Annotated in this window: 11 protein-coding genes and 1 tRNA gene; 6 read left to right on the top strand and 6 right to left on the bottom strand. The window is 67.0% G+C overall.

Annotation, left to right across the window (positions count from 1 at the left end; genetic code table 11):
- Positions 1-65 precede the first annotated feature (65 nt).
- From PUN71_RS06815 to PUN71_RS06795, 5 genes are all read right to left on the bottom strand, one after another.
- Positions 66-1,025, bottom strand: coding sequence for a 2-hydroxyacid dehydrogenase (locus PUN71_RS06815; protein ID WP_277797801.1), 960 nt, complete (start codon positions 1,023-1,025; stop codon positions 66-68).
- Positions 1,022-2,221 (bottom strand): pyridoxal phosphate-dependent aminotransferase, encoded by a 1,200-nt coding sequence (locus PUN71_RS06810; RefSeq protein WP_277797800.1) that lies wholly within the window; start codon positions 2,219-2,221, stop codon positions 1,022-1,024. Before PUN71_RS06810 ends, PUN71_RS06815 begins: the two co-directional genes overlap by 4 nt.
- Before the next feature lie 300 nt (positions 2,222-2,521).
- Positions 2,522-3,736: a formaldehyde dehydrogenase, glutathione-independent gene (gene fdhA, locus PUN71_RS06805; RefSeq protein WP_043449621.1), complete on the bottom strand. Its 1,215-nt coding sequence runs from the start codon at positions 3,734-3,736 to the stop codon at positions 2,522-2,524.
- Between the two features lie 136 nt (positions 3,737-3,872).
- A complete protein-coding gene (locus tag PUN71_RS06800; protein WP_043449623.1) occupies positions 3,873-5,279 on the bottom strand; it encodes a ferredoxin reductase in 1,407 nt (468 codons plus the stop codon).
- Complete coding sequence (locus PUN71_RS06795) at positions 5,276-6,577, bottom strand: aromatic ring-hydroxylating oxygenase subunit alpha (RefSeq protein WP_277797799.1); 1,302 nt, start codon at positions 6,575-6,577, stop codon at positions 5,276-5,278. Before PUN71_RS06795 ends, PUN71_RS06800 begins: the two co-directional genes overlap by 4 nt.
- A gap of 491 nt (positions 6,578-7,068) precedes the next feature.
- Between PUN71_RS06795 and fdh the strand changes: the two genes are divergently transcribed.
- Genes fdh through nrfD form a run of 3 tightly spaced genes read left to right on the top strand, consistent with a single transcriptional unit; the run spans position 7,069 to position 12,494 of the window.
- Complete coding sequence (gene fdh, locus PUN71_RS06790; protein WP_277797798.1) at positions 7,069-10,395, top strand: formate dehydrogenase; 3,327 nt, start codon at positions 7,069-7,071, stop codon at positions 10,393-10,395.
- A complete protein-coding gene (locus PUN71_RS06785; protein WP_277797797.1) occupies positions 10,396-11,406 on the top strand; it encodes a 4Fe-4S dicluster domain-containing protein in 1,011 nt (336 codons plus the stop codon).
- Positions 11,403-12,494 carry an NrfD/PsrC family molybdoenzyme membrane anchor subunit gene (gene nrfD / locus PUN71_RS06780; protein WP_043449634.1) on the top strand — a complete coding sequence of 364 codons (1,092 nt, stop codon included), beginning with the start codon at positions 11,403-11,405 and terminating at the stop codon, positions 12,492-12,494. Before PUN71_RS06785 ends, nrfD begins: the two co-directional genes overlap by 4 nt.
- 15 nt (positions 12,495-12,509) lie before the next feature.
- Here nrfD and selD read toward each other — a convergent pair whose 3' ends face one another.
- Positions 12,510-13,535, bottom strand: a complete 1,026-nt coding sequence (gene selD, locus PUN71_RS06775) for a selenide, water dikinase SelD (RefSeq protein WP_277797796.1) — start codon at positions 13,533-13,535, stop codon at positions 12,510-12,512.
- A gap of 44 nt (positions 13,536-13,579) precedes the next feature.
- Here selD and PUN71_RS06770 point away from each other — a divergent pair.
- The 3 genes from PUN71_RS06770 (at position 13,580) to selB (ending at position 16,838) form a co-directional block, all read left to right on the top strand.
- Positions 13,580-13,674 (top strand) — tRNA-Sec (locus tag PUN71_RS06770).
- Between the two features lie 35 nt (positions 13,675-13,709).
- A complete protein-coding gene (gene selA, locus PUN71_RS06765) occupies positions 13,710-15,041 on the top strand; it encodes an L-seryl-tRNA(Sec) selenium transferase (RefSeq protein ID WP_277797795.1) in 1,332 nt (443 codons plus the stop codon).
- Between the two features lie 3 nt (positions 15,042-15,044).
- On the top strand, positions 15,045-16,838 hold the full coding sequence (gene selB / locus PUN71_RS06760; protein ID WP_277797794.1) for a selenocysteine-specific translation elongation factor: 1,794 nt from the start codon (positions 15,045-15,047) through the stop codon (positions 16,836-16,838).
- Positions 16,839-16,865 lie beyond the last annotated feature (27 nt).

The raw sequence follows: 16,865 nt of genomic DNA, 5'->3' as shown, positions 1-16,865 counted from the left end.
AAACTCTCTCTCTAAGATGTGGTGCCTTGATGCGTGACCACTTCACGCAGGGGCTGCCCGTGCGACTAATTGATCGGGGCGGGCGGTCGTTCGTCGCTGAGCACAGCCAGGGTGTTGTCGGCCGCCAGCATTGCCATCGCGGTGCGGGTCTCGACGGTGGCGGACCCGAGGTGCGGCACGAGCACCGCGTTCTCAAGCTCGAGCAACCCGGGGTGCACAGCCGGCTCGTCTTCAAAGACGTCGAGCCCGGCACCCGCGATCTGACCGTCGCGAAGTGCAGAAGCGAGCGCTGCCTCGTCGACGATCGGTCCGCGCGCGGTGTTGACCAGGTAGGCCGATGGCTTCATCGACGCGAGTTGCCCGGCGCCGATCAGGTGATGGGTCTCAGGCCCGTAGGGGCAGTGCAGGGAGACGACGTCGGAGATGGCCAGCAACTCGTCGAGCTCAACCCGCCGGGCACCAAGCTCGGCCGCAATCGCGGGGTCGATCGCACTGCGTGACTGGTAGACGATTTCCATGCCGAAGGCCTTGGCCCGGCGTGCGGTGGCCTGGCCGATGCCGCCCATGCCGACGATGCCGAGTGTCTTGGCTTTGAGGCTGCTGCCGAGCAGGAAGAACATGCCCCATTTCCAGGCCTGGCCGGAGCGGATGAGCCGTTCCCCCTCGCCAAGCCGCCGGGTCGTCATGAGGATGAGGCCGAGCGCGATGTCGGCCGTGGCCTCCGTGAGTACGCCGGGGGTATTGGTGGCCACGATGCCCCGTTCGGTGCAGGCGCGCACGTCGATGTTGTCGTAGCCGACGGCGACGTTCGCGACCACTTTGAGCTGTGGGCCGGCGGCGTCGAGCAGCTCGGCGTCGATGCGTTCGGTGAGCAGGCTCACCACGGCATCGGCCCCGGCGACCCGGCGCAGCAGTTCCCCGCGGCCAATCGATTCAGGACCGGACCAGGCATCGACTTCGTGCTCGGCGCGCAGCTTCTCAAGCGCGGTTTCGGGTATGCGTCCCGTGACGACCACCCGGCTCATGCGGTCTCGATCCACTTGCGCAGGCGGCCGAGGCCGTCGCGGATATCGGCGACGTCGATGCCGGAGTAGGCGAGCCGGATGTACTGCCGCTCTTCTCCGGGCTGGCGGCGGCCGAAGTGCTCGCGGGTGCAGAAGGAGACGCCGGTTTCGTACAGGGCTGCGGAGGCGAAATCTCCGACTGCCGAGTAGCCCATCCGCTCCATGACCTCGGTAACGTCGGGGAAAAGGTAGAACGTGGACTGCGGCACGGCCACGTGCATGCCGGCAATATCGTTCACGAGTTCGCATGCTGCGTCCCGGCGGACCCGCAGGATGTCAAGCATCTGTTGGACGGGCTCCTGGGTGCCACGGAGCGCTTCGATGCCGGCCCACTGCACGTAGTGGGTGGTGCACGACTCATCGTTGGTGTTGAGTGTGCTGAGGATTTTGGCGATCTCGATCGGGGCGACGGCGCAGCCCAGCCGTGATCCGGTCATGGCGAACTTCTTGCTGAAGGTGTAGAGGATCACGGTGCGCTCCGCCATGCCGGGAAGTGAGGCGATCGAGCTGGAGACACCCTCATAGCGCGTCTCGAAGTACGCCTCGTCGGAGAGCACCCAGAGGTCGTGCTCCTGCGCGAGCTGGGCGATAGCCTCCCGTTCAGCCGGCGTCGACTCGGCAGAGATCGGGTTCTGCAGGTCGTTGTAAATGATGGCGACCGTATTCGGGGTGATCGAGGCGCGCACCTGGTCCAGGTCGATCGCGAAGCCCTGGCTCGTGGGCAGGTAGCGGTAGGGGACGGCCGTGCCACCAAGGTATTCAATCTGCGATTCGTAGATCGGGAAGCCGGGGTTCGGGTAGAGCACTTCCTGGCCGGGGTTCATGACCGCCTGCAGGAACTTCGTGATAACGGGTTTGCCGCCCGTCATGACCACGACGTTATCCGGGGAGAACTGGATGCCGCGGCGAGCCCCAAGGTCGTCGGCGAGGGCCTCCCGCAACTGGGGGATGCCGGGGCCGGGGCAGTAGCCCGTATAGCCGTTGGCGATAGCCCGGTTCATCGCCTCGACGATGTTAGGGGCTGTTGGGATGTTGATGTCGCCAAGGTGGAAGGGGTAAACGGCGTTCCCCTTCGCCTTCCAGGCAGCGGCGGCCTGGGCGACACTAAAGGCAGTTTCGGTGCCCAGGCGTTCGAGCCGGTGAGCGAGTTGCTGCATAGGTTCCACTCCTCATTGAGTTGGTGAGGTCCTGATAAGGACCGGTCCTAGTATAGGACTTATATATCAAGATCTGCGGTAAGATATATCTCCGTTTTCCCACGTATGCCCAGCGAACCGGAACAAAGAGGGTGTCCCTGGATGGGACCAGGGCCACTGCCAGAGTCAGCGGCGGAGTTGCCGGAAAAAAGGGGAAGCCGACAGGATTTGTTTCTTAAGACGACGCGGCCGTTGCACCACCGTCGGTCCGGTGGTGCAACGGCCGTATTGGCCAGCGCTTGTGAGCCCTTCTACCTCTGATTAGTTGTTGAGGTAGCCGTTCGGATCCAGGACGTACTTTGTGGCGGCGCCGGCATCGAATTCCGCGTACCCCCGCGGAGCATCGCTCAGCGGGATGGCCGTGGCGTTGACCGCCTTGGCGATCTGGATCCTGTCATGAAGGATCGCCATCATCAGCTGGCGGTTGTACTTCATCACGGGGCACTGACCCGTGGTGAACGAGAGGGACTTCGCCCAGCCGGTGCCCAGGGACAGGGACAGGCTGCCCTTCCGGGCGGCCTCGTCCGCGGCCCCAGGGTCACCCGTCACATACAGACCGGGAATGCCCACGGAACCGCCGGCGGTCGTGAGGTCCATCAGCGAGTTGAGTACAGTGGCCGGGGCCTCCTGGGCGCCGTGGCCGTGTCCGCGGGCCTCAAAGCCCACGGCGTCGATGCCCGAGTCGACTTCGCGGACGCCGAGGATCTGCTCGATCTGGTCGGCCGGGTCACCGTTGGCCACGTTGACCGTTTCGCAGCCGAAGGACCGGGCCCGGGCAAGCCGGTCCTCATTGAGGTCCCCGACGATCACCACGGCCGCGCCGAGCAGTTGGGCGCTGGCGGCCGCGGCAAGCCCCACCGGGCCTGCCCCGGCTACATACACGGTGGACCCGACCCCGACTCCTGCCGTGACGGCACCGTGGAAGCCGGTGGGCAGGATGTCGGAGAGCATGGTCAGGTCCATGATCTTCTCCAGCGCCTGGTCCCGGTCGGGGAACCGCAGCAGGTTCCAGTCCGCGTAGGGGACCAGGACGTACTCGGCCTGGCCGCCGACCCAGCCGCCCATGTCCACATAGCCATAGGCGGATCCGGGGCGGTCCGGGTTGACGTTCAGGCAGATGCCGGTCTTGCGCTCCTTGCAGTTCCGGCAGCGTCCGCAGGAGATGTTGAAGGGGACGGAGACGATGTCTCCGACCTTGATGAACTCGACGTCGGGTCCGGTCTCGATGACTTCACCGGTGATCTCGTGGCCCAGGACGAGCCCGGCGGGGGCGGTGGTGCGGCCGCGGACCATGTGCTGGTCGGAGCCGCAGATGTTGGTGCTCACGGTACGGAGGATGACGCCGTGGGGGACCTTTCGGCCAACGTTGGCGGGGTTGACGCCGGGGCCGGCCTTCAGTTCAAAGGAGGGGTATGGGGTGTCGATGACCTCGACGACTCCGGGCTCCTTGTATGCAACGGCTTTGTTACCTGACATGGGCATGGCTCCTATGGTTGGTGTTCGGATTGGCACGGAAGGCCTGACGCTGGCTGCATCAGACCTTCCGTGTGGTTCTTGTTCTCACATGTGGTGATCCTGGGGCTGCGCGGGCGCCCGCCGCTCCGGGAAACGGCTAGGCGTCGATCACCATGTCGGTGCGCGCGGTGGAGCAGCAGGGAAGGAATTTGCCGGCATCAATTTCCCGTTTGCGGATTCCACCCTGGTGGTTCATGTCGATCTCGCCGGACAGCTTGACGATCTTGCAGGAGCCGCACATGCCCTCCTTGCAGTTGGCGCCAATCCGGACACCCGCACGCTGTGCCACCTCAAGGATGGGCAGCTCCGGATCGATCCGCACATTGATGCCGGTGCGCATGAAGGACAGGGTGAGGCTGCCGGTTCCGACGGTTTCGAAGCTGGACGCGTCCGGGGACGCGGTTTCCGGTACGGGGCCGGCGGCTTCGGTGCTGGCCGGAGCATCCGGGTCCGCCGCTTCCAGCGGCATCCCGGTGGCCTGCAGGGTTCCGTCCTCGTCGTAGCCGGGCTCATAAATCCCGAACGCCGCGGGCTGGCTTTCGAAGTAGTCCTCGGCGGAATCGGCAATCTCCTCGGCGATTTCCTCCGCAATGTCCGTGGCCAACGCGATTTCTGCCTGGTATTCAAGGAGGGTCTGGCGGTCCCCCGAGAAGAATTCCATGTAGATGGAGGTGTCATCGACACCAACCTTCTTGAGCAGCTCAGTGGCGGTGTTCAGGTAACCCTCCGGGCCGCAGGCGTACACCTGGCGGCCGTTGGCATCAGGAGCGACCTCGTCGATCATGGCAGCGGACAGCCTTCCGCTGAAGCCTTCCCACTCCTCGGGCCGCCCACGGTCGCCCAGGGCGTAGAAGACCTTGACGCGCGAGTCCACGGAAGCGATGTAGGCCAGCTCCCGGTGGAAGGCGAAGCCGCCGGCTTCCGCGCCGTGGTACAGCACCACCACGTCGGCCGTGCCAGGCAGTGAATGGATGGTCCGCAGCATCGACATGATGGGCGTGATGCCGGCGCCGGCGGCAAGGAAGAGGTACCGTGCGCGCCGGTCGGCATCGGGCAGGTGGAATGCCCCCACGGGTCCCAGCATGTCCAGGACGGTGCCGGGCCGGACATTTTCATGCACCCACGGAGAAACCAGTCCGCCGGGGTCGCGCTTGACGGTGACGCTGAAGGTCCATGGTTCCGTGGGAGAGCTGGAGATGGAGTAGCTCCGGTCCACAGGTTCCTGGTCCTCGCCGTTCACCGGAAAGGCGATGTTCACGTACTGGCCGGCGCGGAATGCCAGGGGCGCACCGTCGCAGCGGCGGAACACGAACGTCATCATGCCGCCGGCCTCGGGAATGGTCTCCACGCATTCGGCCATGAACTCCTGCGGATGCCAGGGACCCAGAGCCCGCGCAGCGCGGGCGGGTGCCTCGGCGCTGCCCATCACCCTGTTCCACGGCATTTCAAGGCCGCGGATGCGCTGTGGCTCCTGGACTACCGATTCGGTAAGGAGTTCGGTCATGCCAAGTGCTCCTGAACGCGCTGCACGTACCAGTTGATGAAGGCCTCCACCTGGTATTCGCTCTTCATGTAGGGGCCGGGTTCGTACGCGGGGCTGGCGGCGCCCTGCTGGCACAGTTCTACGAATGCCTTGTCCTGCAGGTTGGTCTGCTTCCAGGTATAGGTGAGCTTATCGAGGTCGTAGTCGACGCCTTCCTCGGCGTCATCGGCCACCAGCCATGTGGTGCGGACCAGGGACTGGTGCTCGTTGATGGGGAAGACGCCGAAGGTGATGACGTGGTCGCCCAGGAAGTGGAACCAGCTGTTGGGCTGCAGGTGCATCGAGCAGCGGCCCAGGCGGAAGTCCGGCAGGTCGCCCAGCAGTTTCTTGGACAGCCTGCGTCCGTCTGCCGAGAACGATTCGCCCTCGCCGTCGAGGGATTCGCGGGAGATGCGGATGCCGGCGATGCGGGTATCGAGTTCCTCGACCACCTCGTAGGGCAGGCCGTAGCGGCGGCAGCGCTCCTCGAGCGAGGACTGTGCGTTCTTGTTGCGGTCCCACACTTCCTCAAGGTGCGCCGGGATCAGGCCCTCTGTGAGGCCCCAGGTGGGGAAGAGGGAGCATGCGAGCTCCGGGTGTCCGTCGCAGTGGTAGCACTCACGGTTGTTCTCCATGACAAGCTTCCAGTTGCCCTCTTCGATGATGTTCTGCTGGTAGGCGATCTTCGTCTTGGAGAGGTCGTGGGGTGCCAGGTAGGGCTCGAAGATCTTGGCGGTTTCGTCGAAGTCCGTGGGCGGTTCGTCAGCGATGCAGACGAAGATGAGCCCGGCAACCTCGCGGCTGTGGGCGCGCTTGAGGGCAAAGCAGTTCTTGTCGAACTTGGCTTCGCCGGGTGCGGAGGCATGGATCAGGTTGCCCTCGGGGGAGTAGGTCCAGGAGTGGTATCCGCAGACCAGGTTTCCGGTGGAACCGGCAGCTTCGGTCAGGACGCGTGCACCGCGGTGGCGGCAGACGTTGTGCAGGACGTTGACGTCGCCCTCGTCGGTGCGCAGCACGATCAGGGAGTAGGGGCCGTAGTCGACCGTGATGTAGTCGCCTGGCTCGGGCAGCTCGGCAACGCTGCCGGCGAATATCCAGTGCTGGCCGAAGATGGCCTCCATGTCGAGCTTGAAGATGGTGGGATCGGTGTAGAAGGGGGCGTCGAGGGAGTAGCCCGTGCGCCGGAACTCGAACAGCGCAGTGATCTCTGCCAACTGCTCGGCAGGCAATGAGGAAGCGAGCTTCCCGCGCTTGAGGGGGACATTCACTGAAGCAGTCATGTTGGGTTTCCTCCCGGGAGGGCTGGGTGGTGTGCGATTCGTCGGAACTACGGAGCTGGGGTCGGCAACCGGCGTTGTCGAAACTTCGTCGTCCTGAAAGTTGGGGAGGATCGACCTGCAACATTGCGTCCGTCCAGGACGTTTATGTACGCGCTGTACGCAACATCGATCACCATATGCAACAGTGTGACTCGTGCCACCCGCACTGTCAATGTATTAATCGATGTCGTCAAAAACGATGAAAACCACGGCTGATGGACCGCAGCGCATAACTGTCCCGCCCGCGCCCCACCGGTGCCCGCGGTGGCCCTTTAAAGGAGAGTGGTACGACGGCGGGGCGTCCCGTCGTCGTGGACCCTTCCGTTGGCACGGGCTACTTGACCAGCCCGTTTACCCGGGCCGGCCCGGCTGCTGATCGGGCTCTGCAATTGCCCGAAGACACGCGAAGGCTGTCCTGTTGCTTTCGCGCCGCTTCGGGTTATGCTCCTGAAATGGCACCGCGAAGTTTTCTTCAATGGCCGGTCGTCCGTCAATTGAGCACGGGGGATCTGCTGGGCCGTGGGCCCGCTGTCACATCAGCGAGGACCAGGGCTATTGAACCCCGCACCGCGACTGCTGACCGGGTCGTCCAAAGCGTTTGCCCCTACTGTGCTGTTGGCTGCGGGCAGAAGGTCTACGTCAAGGATGAAAAGGTTGTCCAGATCGAAGGCGATCCCGACTCACCTATCTCGCGTGGCCGCCTCTGCCCCAAGGGTTCCGCAAGCGAGCAGCTGGTCAATTCACCTGGCAGGCAGACCAAAGTTCTCTACCGTGCCCCGCGCTCCACGGAGTGGGAGCACCTGGATCTGGCGACGGCCGTCGAAATGGTGGCGGACCGGTTCATCGAAACCCGCCGCCGGACGTGGCAGCAGGAGGATGACCAGGGCCGGCTGCTGCGCCGCACCATGGGCATCGCCTCGCTGGGCGGCGCAACCCTGGACAACGAAGAAAACTACCTGATCAAGAAGCTCTTTACGGCTGCAGGGGCGGTGCAGACCGAGAACCAGGCCCGCATATGACACTCCGCCACGGTTCCCAGTTTGGGAGCCTCGTTTGGACGCGGTGGTGCGACGCAATCACTGCAGGACATGGCCAACGCCGACTGCATCATCATCCAGGGGTCCAACATGGCCGAGTGCCATCCTGTTGGATACCAGTGGGTGGCGGAAGCTAAAGCACGCGGCGCCAAGGTCATCCACGTGGATCCCAGGTTCACGCGGACCTCGGCCGTCTCGGACAAGCACATACCGATTCGGGCCGGCTCGGATGTGGTGCTCCTCGGTGCTCTCATCAACTACGTCCTCACCAACGACCTGTGGTTCAAGGAGTACGTCACGGCGTACACCAATGCGGCCACGCTGGTCCACGAGGATTACCGCGACGCCGAGGATCTCGGCGGGCTGTTCTCCGGCTTTGACCCGGAGAAGCGCGCCTACGACACGTCATCGTGGGCGTATGCGGAAAAGGAGGACGGTGCCATCGACGAGCCGGGCCCCGGTTCGGAACACGGCGCCGATGCCACCGCCCGGGCGGCCGGCCACGCCTACGGAAGCGGCGGCCCGCCCCTGGAGCACGCCGAAGTGCAGCGCGACGACACCCTCCAGGACCCGCGGACTGTCTTCCAGATCGTGAAGCGGCACTACGCCCGGTACACCGCGGACATGGTGCAGGACATGTGCGGGATCAGTGTGTCCGACTTCGAGTACCTGGCCAAAACCATCACGGAGAACTCCGGCCGCGACCGGACCACCTGTTTCGCCTATGCGGTCGGTTGGACCCAGCACTCCCTCGGAGCGCAGTTCATCCGGGCGGCCGCCATCCTGCAGCTGCTCCTCGGAAACGTCGGGCGCCCGGGCGGCGGAATCATGGCCCTGCGCGGCCACGCCAGCATCCAGGGCTCCACCGACATCCCCACCCTGTTCAACCTCCTGCCCGGGTACCTGCCGATGCCCAGCGCCGGACGCCATGACAGCCTCGAGGAGTACCTGTCAGTCATTGGCTCGAAACAGCAGAAGGGTTTTTGGGCCGACGCAGACGCCTACACCATCAGCCTCCTTAAGGCCTGGTGGGGTGACGCCGCAACGGCGGACAACGACTGGGCTTACGACTACCTTCCGCGACTGACCGGAGCCCACGGAACCTACGAGACAGTGATGGGCATGCTCGAGGATGAAGTGGAAGGCTACTTCATCCTTGGACAGAACCCTGCGGTGGGTTCGGCCCACGGGCGGATGCAGCGCCTTGCCATGTCCCATTTGAAGTGGCTCGTGGTCCGCGACCTGAACCTTATCGAGTCCGCCACCTGGTGGAAGGACGGGCCTGAAATCGAGTCCGGTGAACTGCGCACGGAGGACATTGAAACCGAGGTGTTCTTCCTGCCCGCGGCGACGCACGTCGAGAAGGCCGGCTCCTTCACGCAGACCCAGCGGCTGCTGCAGTGGCGGCACCAGGCGGTGGCGCCGCCGGGGGAGTGCCAAAGCGAGCTGCAGTTCTTCTTCGAGCTGGGCAAGCGGATCCGCGAGAAGCTGGCCGGGTCCGAAGACGAGCGGGACCGTCCGTTGCTCGACCTCACCTGGGACTACCCCACGGATGAGCACGGCGATCCTGACGCCGAAGCGGTACTTGCGGAAATCAACGGACGCCACCTTGACGGCCCTGACGCCGGCAAGCCACTCTCGGCCTACACCGAGCTCCGCGCCGATGGATCCACGGCGGCCGGCTGCTGGATCTACACCGGCGTGTACGCCGACGGGTTCAACCACGCCGCCAGCCGTAAGCCGGGCCGCGAACAGGGTCCTGCCGCCCCGGAATGGGGCTGGGCATGGCCGGCCAACCGCAGGATCCTCTACAACCGTGCGTCCGCCGATCCGGCCGGCAAGCCGTGGAGCGAGCGCAAGAAGTACATCTGGTGGGACCAGGAGCAGGGTAAGTGGGTCGGTGACGACGTGCCCGACTTCCCCGTGGACCGGGCACCTGGCAGCAAGCCGGATCCCTCCCTCGGTGGTCCAGCCGCGCTCAGCGGCGACGATCCCTTCATCATGCAGGCCGACGGCAAGGGCTGGTTGTTCGCGCCGAAGGGCCTGATGGACGGCCCCCTTCCCACCCACTATGAAGCGCAGGAATCACCGGTGGCGAACGCGCTGTACCCGCAGCAGCAGAGTCCGGCGCGGCTGGTCTTCCCGCGCTCGGACAACTTCAGCGCGCCAAGTGCCGGAACCAGCGGGGCGGACGTGTACCCATACGTCTTCACCACATATCGGCTCACCGAGCACCATACGGCGGGCGGGATGAGCCGCTGGCTTCCTTACCTTTCGGAACTCCAGCCGGAGATGTTCTGCGAGGTCTCGCCTGAACTGGCCGCCGAGAAGGGCCTGGAACCCTATGGGTGGGCCACCATCATCTCGCCCCGCTCCGCGATCGAGGCGAAGGTGCTGGTCACGGACCGGATGAGGCCCCTGGCTGTTGGCGGCCACACCGTTCACCAAATCGGGCTGCCCTACCACTGGGGAGTCGGCAGCAATGCCGTGGTCAGTGGGGACGCCGCCAACGACCTGCTGGGCGTGACCCTGGACCCCAACGTCCAGATCCAGGAATCCAAGGTGGCGTCATGCGACATCCGTCCGGGCCGCCGGCCCCGCGGGCAAGAACTGCTGGCTTTGGTCGCCGAATACCAGGCGAGGGCAGGACTGACCACCGCGACCGGTAACAGTGCCGTCACCGATCCGGCGGCGGAAGGCATCATGCCCGCTCCGGATGCCGATCGTACAAGGGAGGACTAGATGGGCCAGTTGTCCGGACCGACAGACCCCACCGCCGATGCCCATTGGGAGCACAACCATCCGCGCAAGGGGTTCTTTACCGACACGTCGATCTGCATCGGCTGCAAGGCCTGTGAAGTCGCCTGCAAGGAATGGAACCACAACCCGCAGGACGGAAACCTTGAGTTGCTGGGATCGTCCTACGACAACACCGGATCGCTGGGTGCCAGCACCTGGCGGCATGTGGCGTTCATCGAGCAAGGCCAGGAACGCATTGCCGAAGCCCGGGAATCGGGCCGGGCCCTGGTCAGCCTGGGCATGCCCCGGATTGGCCCTCCCGCCCCTGCCGGCTCCGGCGCGACGGACCTGGCAGGGACGGACACCACGCCTCCGGACACGGCTGACTTCCGGTGGCTGATGTCCTCGGATGTCTGCAAGCACTGCACGCACGCAGGCTGCCTGGACGTCTGCCCGACGGGGGCCCTTTTCCGCACCGAATTCGGCACCGTCGTGGTTCAGGACGATGTCTGCAACGGCTGTGGGACCTGCGTGGCCGGTTGCCCCTTCGGGGTGATCGAGCGCCGCAGCAACGGCACGGTCAAGGTTGCCACCAGCAGGGAAGAACAGCACGCCAAGCACCCGGCCGTCCCCAATGAGGGCATCGCCCAGAAGTGCACGCTGTGCTACGACCGGCTGGTGGCCGACGAGACACCCGCCTGCGCCAAGGCCTGCCCGACGACGTCCATCAAGTTCGGCGACCACGACGACATGGTGGAAACGGCACGGGAGCGCGTCGCCACCCTGCATGCGCAGGGGATGACCGAAGCAAGGCTTTACGGCGCAAATGAGAACGACGGCGTCGGCGGCACCGGGTCCGTCTTCCTGCTGCTGGATGAGCCCGAGGTGTACGGGCTCCCGCCGGACCCTCGCGTCCCCACCGCCGACCTGCCGCGGATGTACCGCCGGGCAGGCATGGCAGTGGCGGGGATGGCCGCGGCCGCAGCATTGGCTTTCCTGGGAGGACGGGCGTGACCCTTTCCGAATTCGACAGCTTCCGGCCGGCGGAGCCTGCCCGGCGCCGCAGGCCGGACGGCAACCGTGGCGTGCGGCGGCGCAAGGACAACGGCGATGGTTCCAGGGAAATGCCGATGGTCCCGGAGCCGGACTTCACCTCCTACTATGGCCGCTCCGTCGTAAAGCCCGCGCCCTGGGGCGATGACGTTGCCATATACCTGTTCTTGGGCGGCGTGGCAGCGGGCTCGGCATTGCTGGGCCTCGGCGGGCAGCTGACCGGCCGTCCGCTACTGCGGCGGAATGCCCGACTGGGTGCCTTGACTGCCGTGAGCGCCGGCGCCGTTGCCCTGGTGAAGGACCTGGGGAGGCCGGAGCGTTTCCTGCACATGCTGCGGACCTTCAAGGTGACCTCGCCGATGAGCGTGGGCTCCTGGATCCTCAGCGCCTTCAGCGCAGGTGCCGGCGTCGCGGCAGTGGCGGAAATCGACCGGATGAGCGGAAACCGGCTGCCCCTTGGCCCCCTGCGCAAGGTCCTGCAGGCCGTCGAAGGACCGGCCGGCGTCGAGGCTGCGCTCTTTGCCGGACCCCTGGCGGCATACACCGCGGTGTTGCTGGGCGACACTGCCACGCCCACCTGGAACGCCGCACACGAGGAACTGCCTTTCGTCTTCGTGAGTTCGGCATGCCTCGCCTCCGCCGGGCTCGCCATGGTCACCACGCCGGTGCGCGAAACCGGTCCGGCACGCAACCTTGCCGTGCTCGGCGTCGTGGGCGACGTGCTTGCCATGAAAACCATGGAGCGCCGGATGGACCCGGTGGCAGCCGAACCCCTGCACCAGGGCAAGGCCGGCACCATGCTGAAATGGAGCGAACGACTGGCGGTGGCCGGCGGTCTGGGCACGCTCCTGGGCGGCCGCAACCGCGTCGTGGCTGCGGCTTCGGGGGTGGCTTTGCTGGCTGCTTCGGCACTGACCCGGTTCGGTGTGTTCGAGGCGGGACTGGAGTCTGCCAGGGATCCCCGGTACACGATCGAACCGCAGAAGAACCGGCTGGCCGCCCGCCGCGCTGCCGGCGTAACCGGCGACGCCATCACCACCGGCAGCTGACCGGCCAGTCAGGCGTCAGCGGACCGCGATGCCGGAGCCGGCAATGGTGTGGCCAATGACGGGGTACCCGGGCAGCTCGCCGACCACCAGCAGGCCGCCGGAAGTCTGGGCGTCCGCCAGCAGCAACAGGTCGTCTTCGGTGACGCCGGACGAGGTATCAAGGTGTGGGCGCACCCAGTCGAGGTTCCGCCGCGTGCCGCCGGAGACAAAGCCGTCGCGGAGCGCCTCGGCAGCTCCGTCAATCACCGGTACAGCGTTCAGGTCGATCACTGCGCCGACGTCCGAGGCGCGGACCATTTTGTAGAGATGCCCCAGCAGGCCGAAACCGGTGACGTCAGTTGCTGCCCGGACCCCGGCGGCCACTGCTGCCTCGGAGGCATCGCGGTTCAGGCCCGCCATGGTCTCGATCGCCTCGGCGAAAACCTCGCCGGTTGTCTTGTGCCGGTTGTTCAGAAGCCCGACGCCGATCGGCTTGGTGAGCGTGATGGGCAACCCCGGCCGGGCGGCGTCGTTGCGCAGCAACCGTTCCGGGTGCGCGACCCCCGTGACCGCCATGCCGTACTTCGGCTCCGGATCGTCGATGGAGTGGCCGCCGAGCACGGGGCAACCGGCCTCCGACGCCACGCTCAGCCCGCCGCGCAGGACCTCCGTCATCAGCTCCATCGGCAGGACGCCGCGGGGCCAGCCAACCAGGTTGATGGCCGTGACCGGCTTGCCGCCCATGGCATAAATATCCGAGAGGGCATTGGCGGCAGCGATCCGGCCCCAGTCAAAGGCATCGTTGACGACCGGAGTGAAGAAATCGGCGGTCGTCAGGACCGCCAGGTCCTCCCGCACCAGGACGGCTGCCGCGTCGTCGCCGCTGTCCAGTCCAACCAGCACCTCTGCGCCCGGCTGGCCGATGAGGCCCCGGACAGCATCCTCGAGTTCGCCCGGCGGAATCTTGCAGGCGCAGCCTCCTCCATGGGCATAGTCGGTGAGCCGGACCGCGCCGACGGCGCCACGGTCAAGTTGCTGGACTGACGTCTGTGCCTCATTCACCCGCCTAGCGTACCCCCGGCACGCGACCTGCTATATTGATCCGCGGTGGCGTCCGGGTCCTGGTGGGCCCCCCGGTCTTCAAAACCGGTGCGGCTGAGCATCTCGGCCTGGCGGGTTCGATTCCCGTCCGCCACCGCCAACTTCGGCAGTGGATGCCGCGATCTGAGGAGGCCTGTGGACCACGTCGATCCCCGGCGCCTGATTCCCCGCACGAACGACCTCCTGGCATTGCCGCCCGTCCGCGAAGCCCGGACACGGCTGAATGAGCGTGTGGTCCTGGGGCTGGTCCGGGACATCCAGGAGCAGGCCCGGCGCGGCGACCTGCCTCCCGGAGAGGTGGAGCCGGTCCTGCTGGCGGCCATCGCCGGGCGGAGGGCAACCACCCTGCGCCCGGTGTTGAACGCCACCGGCGTGATCGTCCACACGAACCTCGGGCGGGCGCCCCTTTCCGCTGCCGCGGTTGACGCTGTTGTCGCCGCCAGCGGCTACGTCGACGTGGAACTCGACCTGGCTGACGGAAACCGCTCCCGGCGGGGCGCCGGTGCCCGGGCGGCACTGCTCGCCGCCTGCCCCGCGGCTGAGGACGCCCTGGTGGTCAACAACGGAGCGGCGGCCCTGCTCCTGGCCACAACGGCTCTGGCCATTGGCCGGGAGGTGGTGGTCAGCCGCGGCGAACTCGTGGAGATCGGTGCCGGCTTCAGGCTCACCGACCTCATGGAATCGACGGGTGCGAGGCTCCACGAGGTGGGGACCACCAACCGGACCCACCTGCACGACTACGCCGGAGCCCTCGGACCCGATACCGGCTGCATCCTGAAAGTCCATCCGAGCAACTTCCGGGTGGACGGTTTCACGTCCGCTGTTCCGCTGCAGGAACTGGCCCCCCTGGCCCATGCACACGGGGTGTCGCTCGTGGCCGACCTTGGCAGCGGACTGCTGGCCCCCGACCCACACCTCCCTGACGAACCTGACGTTGCCACCGCCCTGGCGGCCGGGGCCGACGTCGTCATTGCCAGCGGCGACAAACTGCTGGGCGGGCCCCAGGCCGGCCTGTTGCTGGGCCGCAGGGAGGTCATCACCCGGCTGGCCCGCCACCCGCTTGCGCGGGCCGTGCGGGCCGACAAACTTGCCCTCGCCGCCCTGGAGGCGACCGTCGCGGGCGGAACGCCGCCGGTCGTGCAGGCGCTGCACGCCGACGCCGGGTACTTGCGGCGCCGCACGGACCGGCTGGCCCGGGAACTGGGCGTGCCCGTCGTACCGCATGACGGCAGGGTGGGCGGCGGAGGCGCTCCCGGCTTTCCCCTGCCCGGGTGGGCGCTCAGGCTCCCCGAAGGACTGGCCCGGCCCCTGCGTACCGGCGATCCCGCCGTGCTGCCGCGCGTCCACGACGGTTCCTGCCTGCTCGATCTGCGCTGCGTGCCGGAAGACCAGGATGACCGGATTCTCGAGGCCGTCCGGCAGGCGCTGGCAACCCTCAAGTCTGCGGATGCAGGCAGGGCGGGCTGAGGCGTGCACGTCGTCGCTACGGCCGGACATGTGGATTCCGGCAAGAGCACCCTGGTCCGCGCCCTTACCGGCATGGAGCCGGACCGCTGGGAGGAAGAACGGCGCCGCGGGCTCACCATCGATCTCGGTTACGCCTGGACCACGTTGCCGTCCGGACAGGACGTTGCGTTCGTGGACGTCCCCGGCCACGAGCGTTTCCTGGGCAATATGCTTGCCGGCATCGGGCCGGCTCCGGTGGTCTGTTTCGTCGTCGCCGCTGACGAAGGCTGGCAGGCCCAGTCGAGCGACCACCGGGACGCCGTGGCGGCGCTGGGCATCGATCACGGCGTGGTGGTCCTCAGCCGCGCGGACCGGGCGTCCGGCCAACGGGTGGCGGACGTGCTGGCCCGGACCCGGGTGGAGCTGGCCGGGACCGGACTGCGCGACGCGCCGGCAGTTGCCGTGTCAGCCATCGACGGCACGGGCCTGGCTGACCTGCGTGCAGCGCTCGACGGCGTCCTGGCCGGTGTGCCGCATCCACCCACCGATGGGCGGGTCCGGCTGTGGGTGGACCGCTCGTTCACGATCACCGGTTCCGGAACGGTGGTGACTGGAACGCTGGCAGCAGGAACGGTCGTCCAGGGGGACCGGCTTACCCTGCTGGGCCACTCGGCTTCCCGGTCCGTCGTCGTCCGTGGACTGCAAAGCCGCGACACCTCGTACACCTCGGTGTCCCCGGTCAGCCGGGTGGCCTTGAACCTGCGTGACGTTGCCGCCACGGACATCCGGCGCGGGGACACCCTGCTGACCCCCGATGCCTGGCCTACCACCGCCGTCCTGGGCATCCAGCGGACCACCGGCGTCGCCTACACGGAGGTGCCGGAACAGCTCATGGTCCATGCCGGCACCGCGTCCGTGCCTGGCCGGCTGCGGCCTTTCGGCGCCGACCACGCCCGGCTGGTCCTCGACAGGCACCTGCCCCTCGTCCCGGGGGACCGGCTGGTGCTGCGTAACCCCGGCAGCCGCTCCGTGCTGGGCGGGGCCCGCATCCTCGACGCAGACCCACCCGCCTTGCGGCGGCGCGGCGACGGCGCCCACTGGGCAGAACGGCTTGCCGGCATGGACCCGGACGGCGACGTGCTGGGGGAGGTGGCAGCCCGCAAAGCAGTGCAACTGGAGCATTTGCGGCGGCTGGGCCTGCTGTCCGGCCACCAGCCCAACGTGCCGCCCGGCGTGGAGGTCATCGATGACTGGTGGGTGCACGCTCCGGTCCTTGAGGCATGGCAGCAGCAGCTCCGCAACTCAGTCCAGGAACTGCAGGACCGCGACCCGTTGGCGCCCGGCCTGTCCATGGGGGCAGCCCGCGACCTGCTTCGCCTGCCCGACGAGAGGCTGCTTGCCCACATCATCAGCGCGGCAGGCCTCAAACAGGAGGCCGGCCACATCCGGCTGCCCGGCAGCCGGGGCCTTGGCCCCGTCGAACCGGCAATTGCCGAGCTGGAGCGCAGGCTCACGGCACATGCGTTCCAGGCCCCGGAGTCCGAGGAGCTCGCCGCCTTGGGCCTGGGCGCCCGGGAGCTGGCTGCCGCCGAACGCACCGGCCGCCTGCTGCGCCTGCGTGACGGCGTGGTGCTGCTGCCTACGGCGCCGGCCCTTGCCATGCGCACCCTCGCCGGCCTGGAACAGCCCTTCACCACCAGCGAGGCGCGCCAGGCCCTCGGAACAACGCGCCGGATCGCCGTACCACTCCTGGAGCACCTCGATTCGCGGGGATGGACCCAGCGGCTGGACGCCGGACACCGCAAAGTGGTGCGCTGACGTCGCAGGGTGCCCGGTCCAAAGGGG

The organism is Arthrobacter sp. NQ7 (assembly GCF_029581595.2).
In the GTDB taxonomy this organism is placed as follows: Bacteria; Actinomycetota; Actinomycetes; order Actinomycetales; family Micrococcaceae; genus Arthrobacter; species Arthrobacter phenanthrenivorans_B.
Note: the sequence above shows the minus strand (reverse complement) of the source record. Positions and strands in the feature narration are given on the sequence as shown.

Coding starts and splice junctions, on each gene's coding strand:
- PUN71_RS06815 (WP_277797801.1), bottom strand. CDS start 1,025: ATGAGCCGGGTGGTCGTCACGGGACGCATACCCGAAACCGCGCTTGAG.
- PUN71_RS06810 (WP_277797800.1), bottom strand. CDS start 2,221: ATGCAGCAACTCGCTCACCGGCTCGAACGCCTGGGCACCGAAACTGCC.
- fdhA (WP_043449621.1), bottom strand. CDS start 3,736: ATGTCAGGTAACAAAGCCGTTGCATACAAGGAGCCCGGAGTCGTCGAG.
- PUN71_RS06800 (WP_043449623.1), bottom strand. CDS start 5,279: ATGACCGAACTCCTTACCGAATCGGTAGTCCAGGAGCCACAGCGCATC.
- PUN71_RS06795 (WP_277797799.1), bottom strand. CDS start 6,577: ATGACTGCTTCAGTGAATGTCCCCCTCAAGCGCGGGAAGCTCGCTTCC.
- PUN71_RS06785 (WP_277797797.1), top strand. CDS start 10,396: ATGGGCCAGTTGTCCGGACCGACAGACCCCACCGCCGATGCCCATTGG.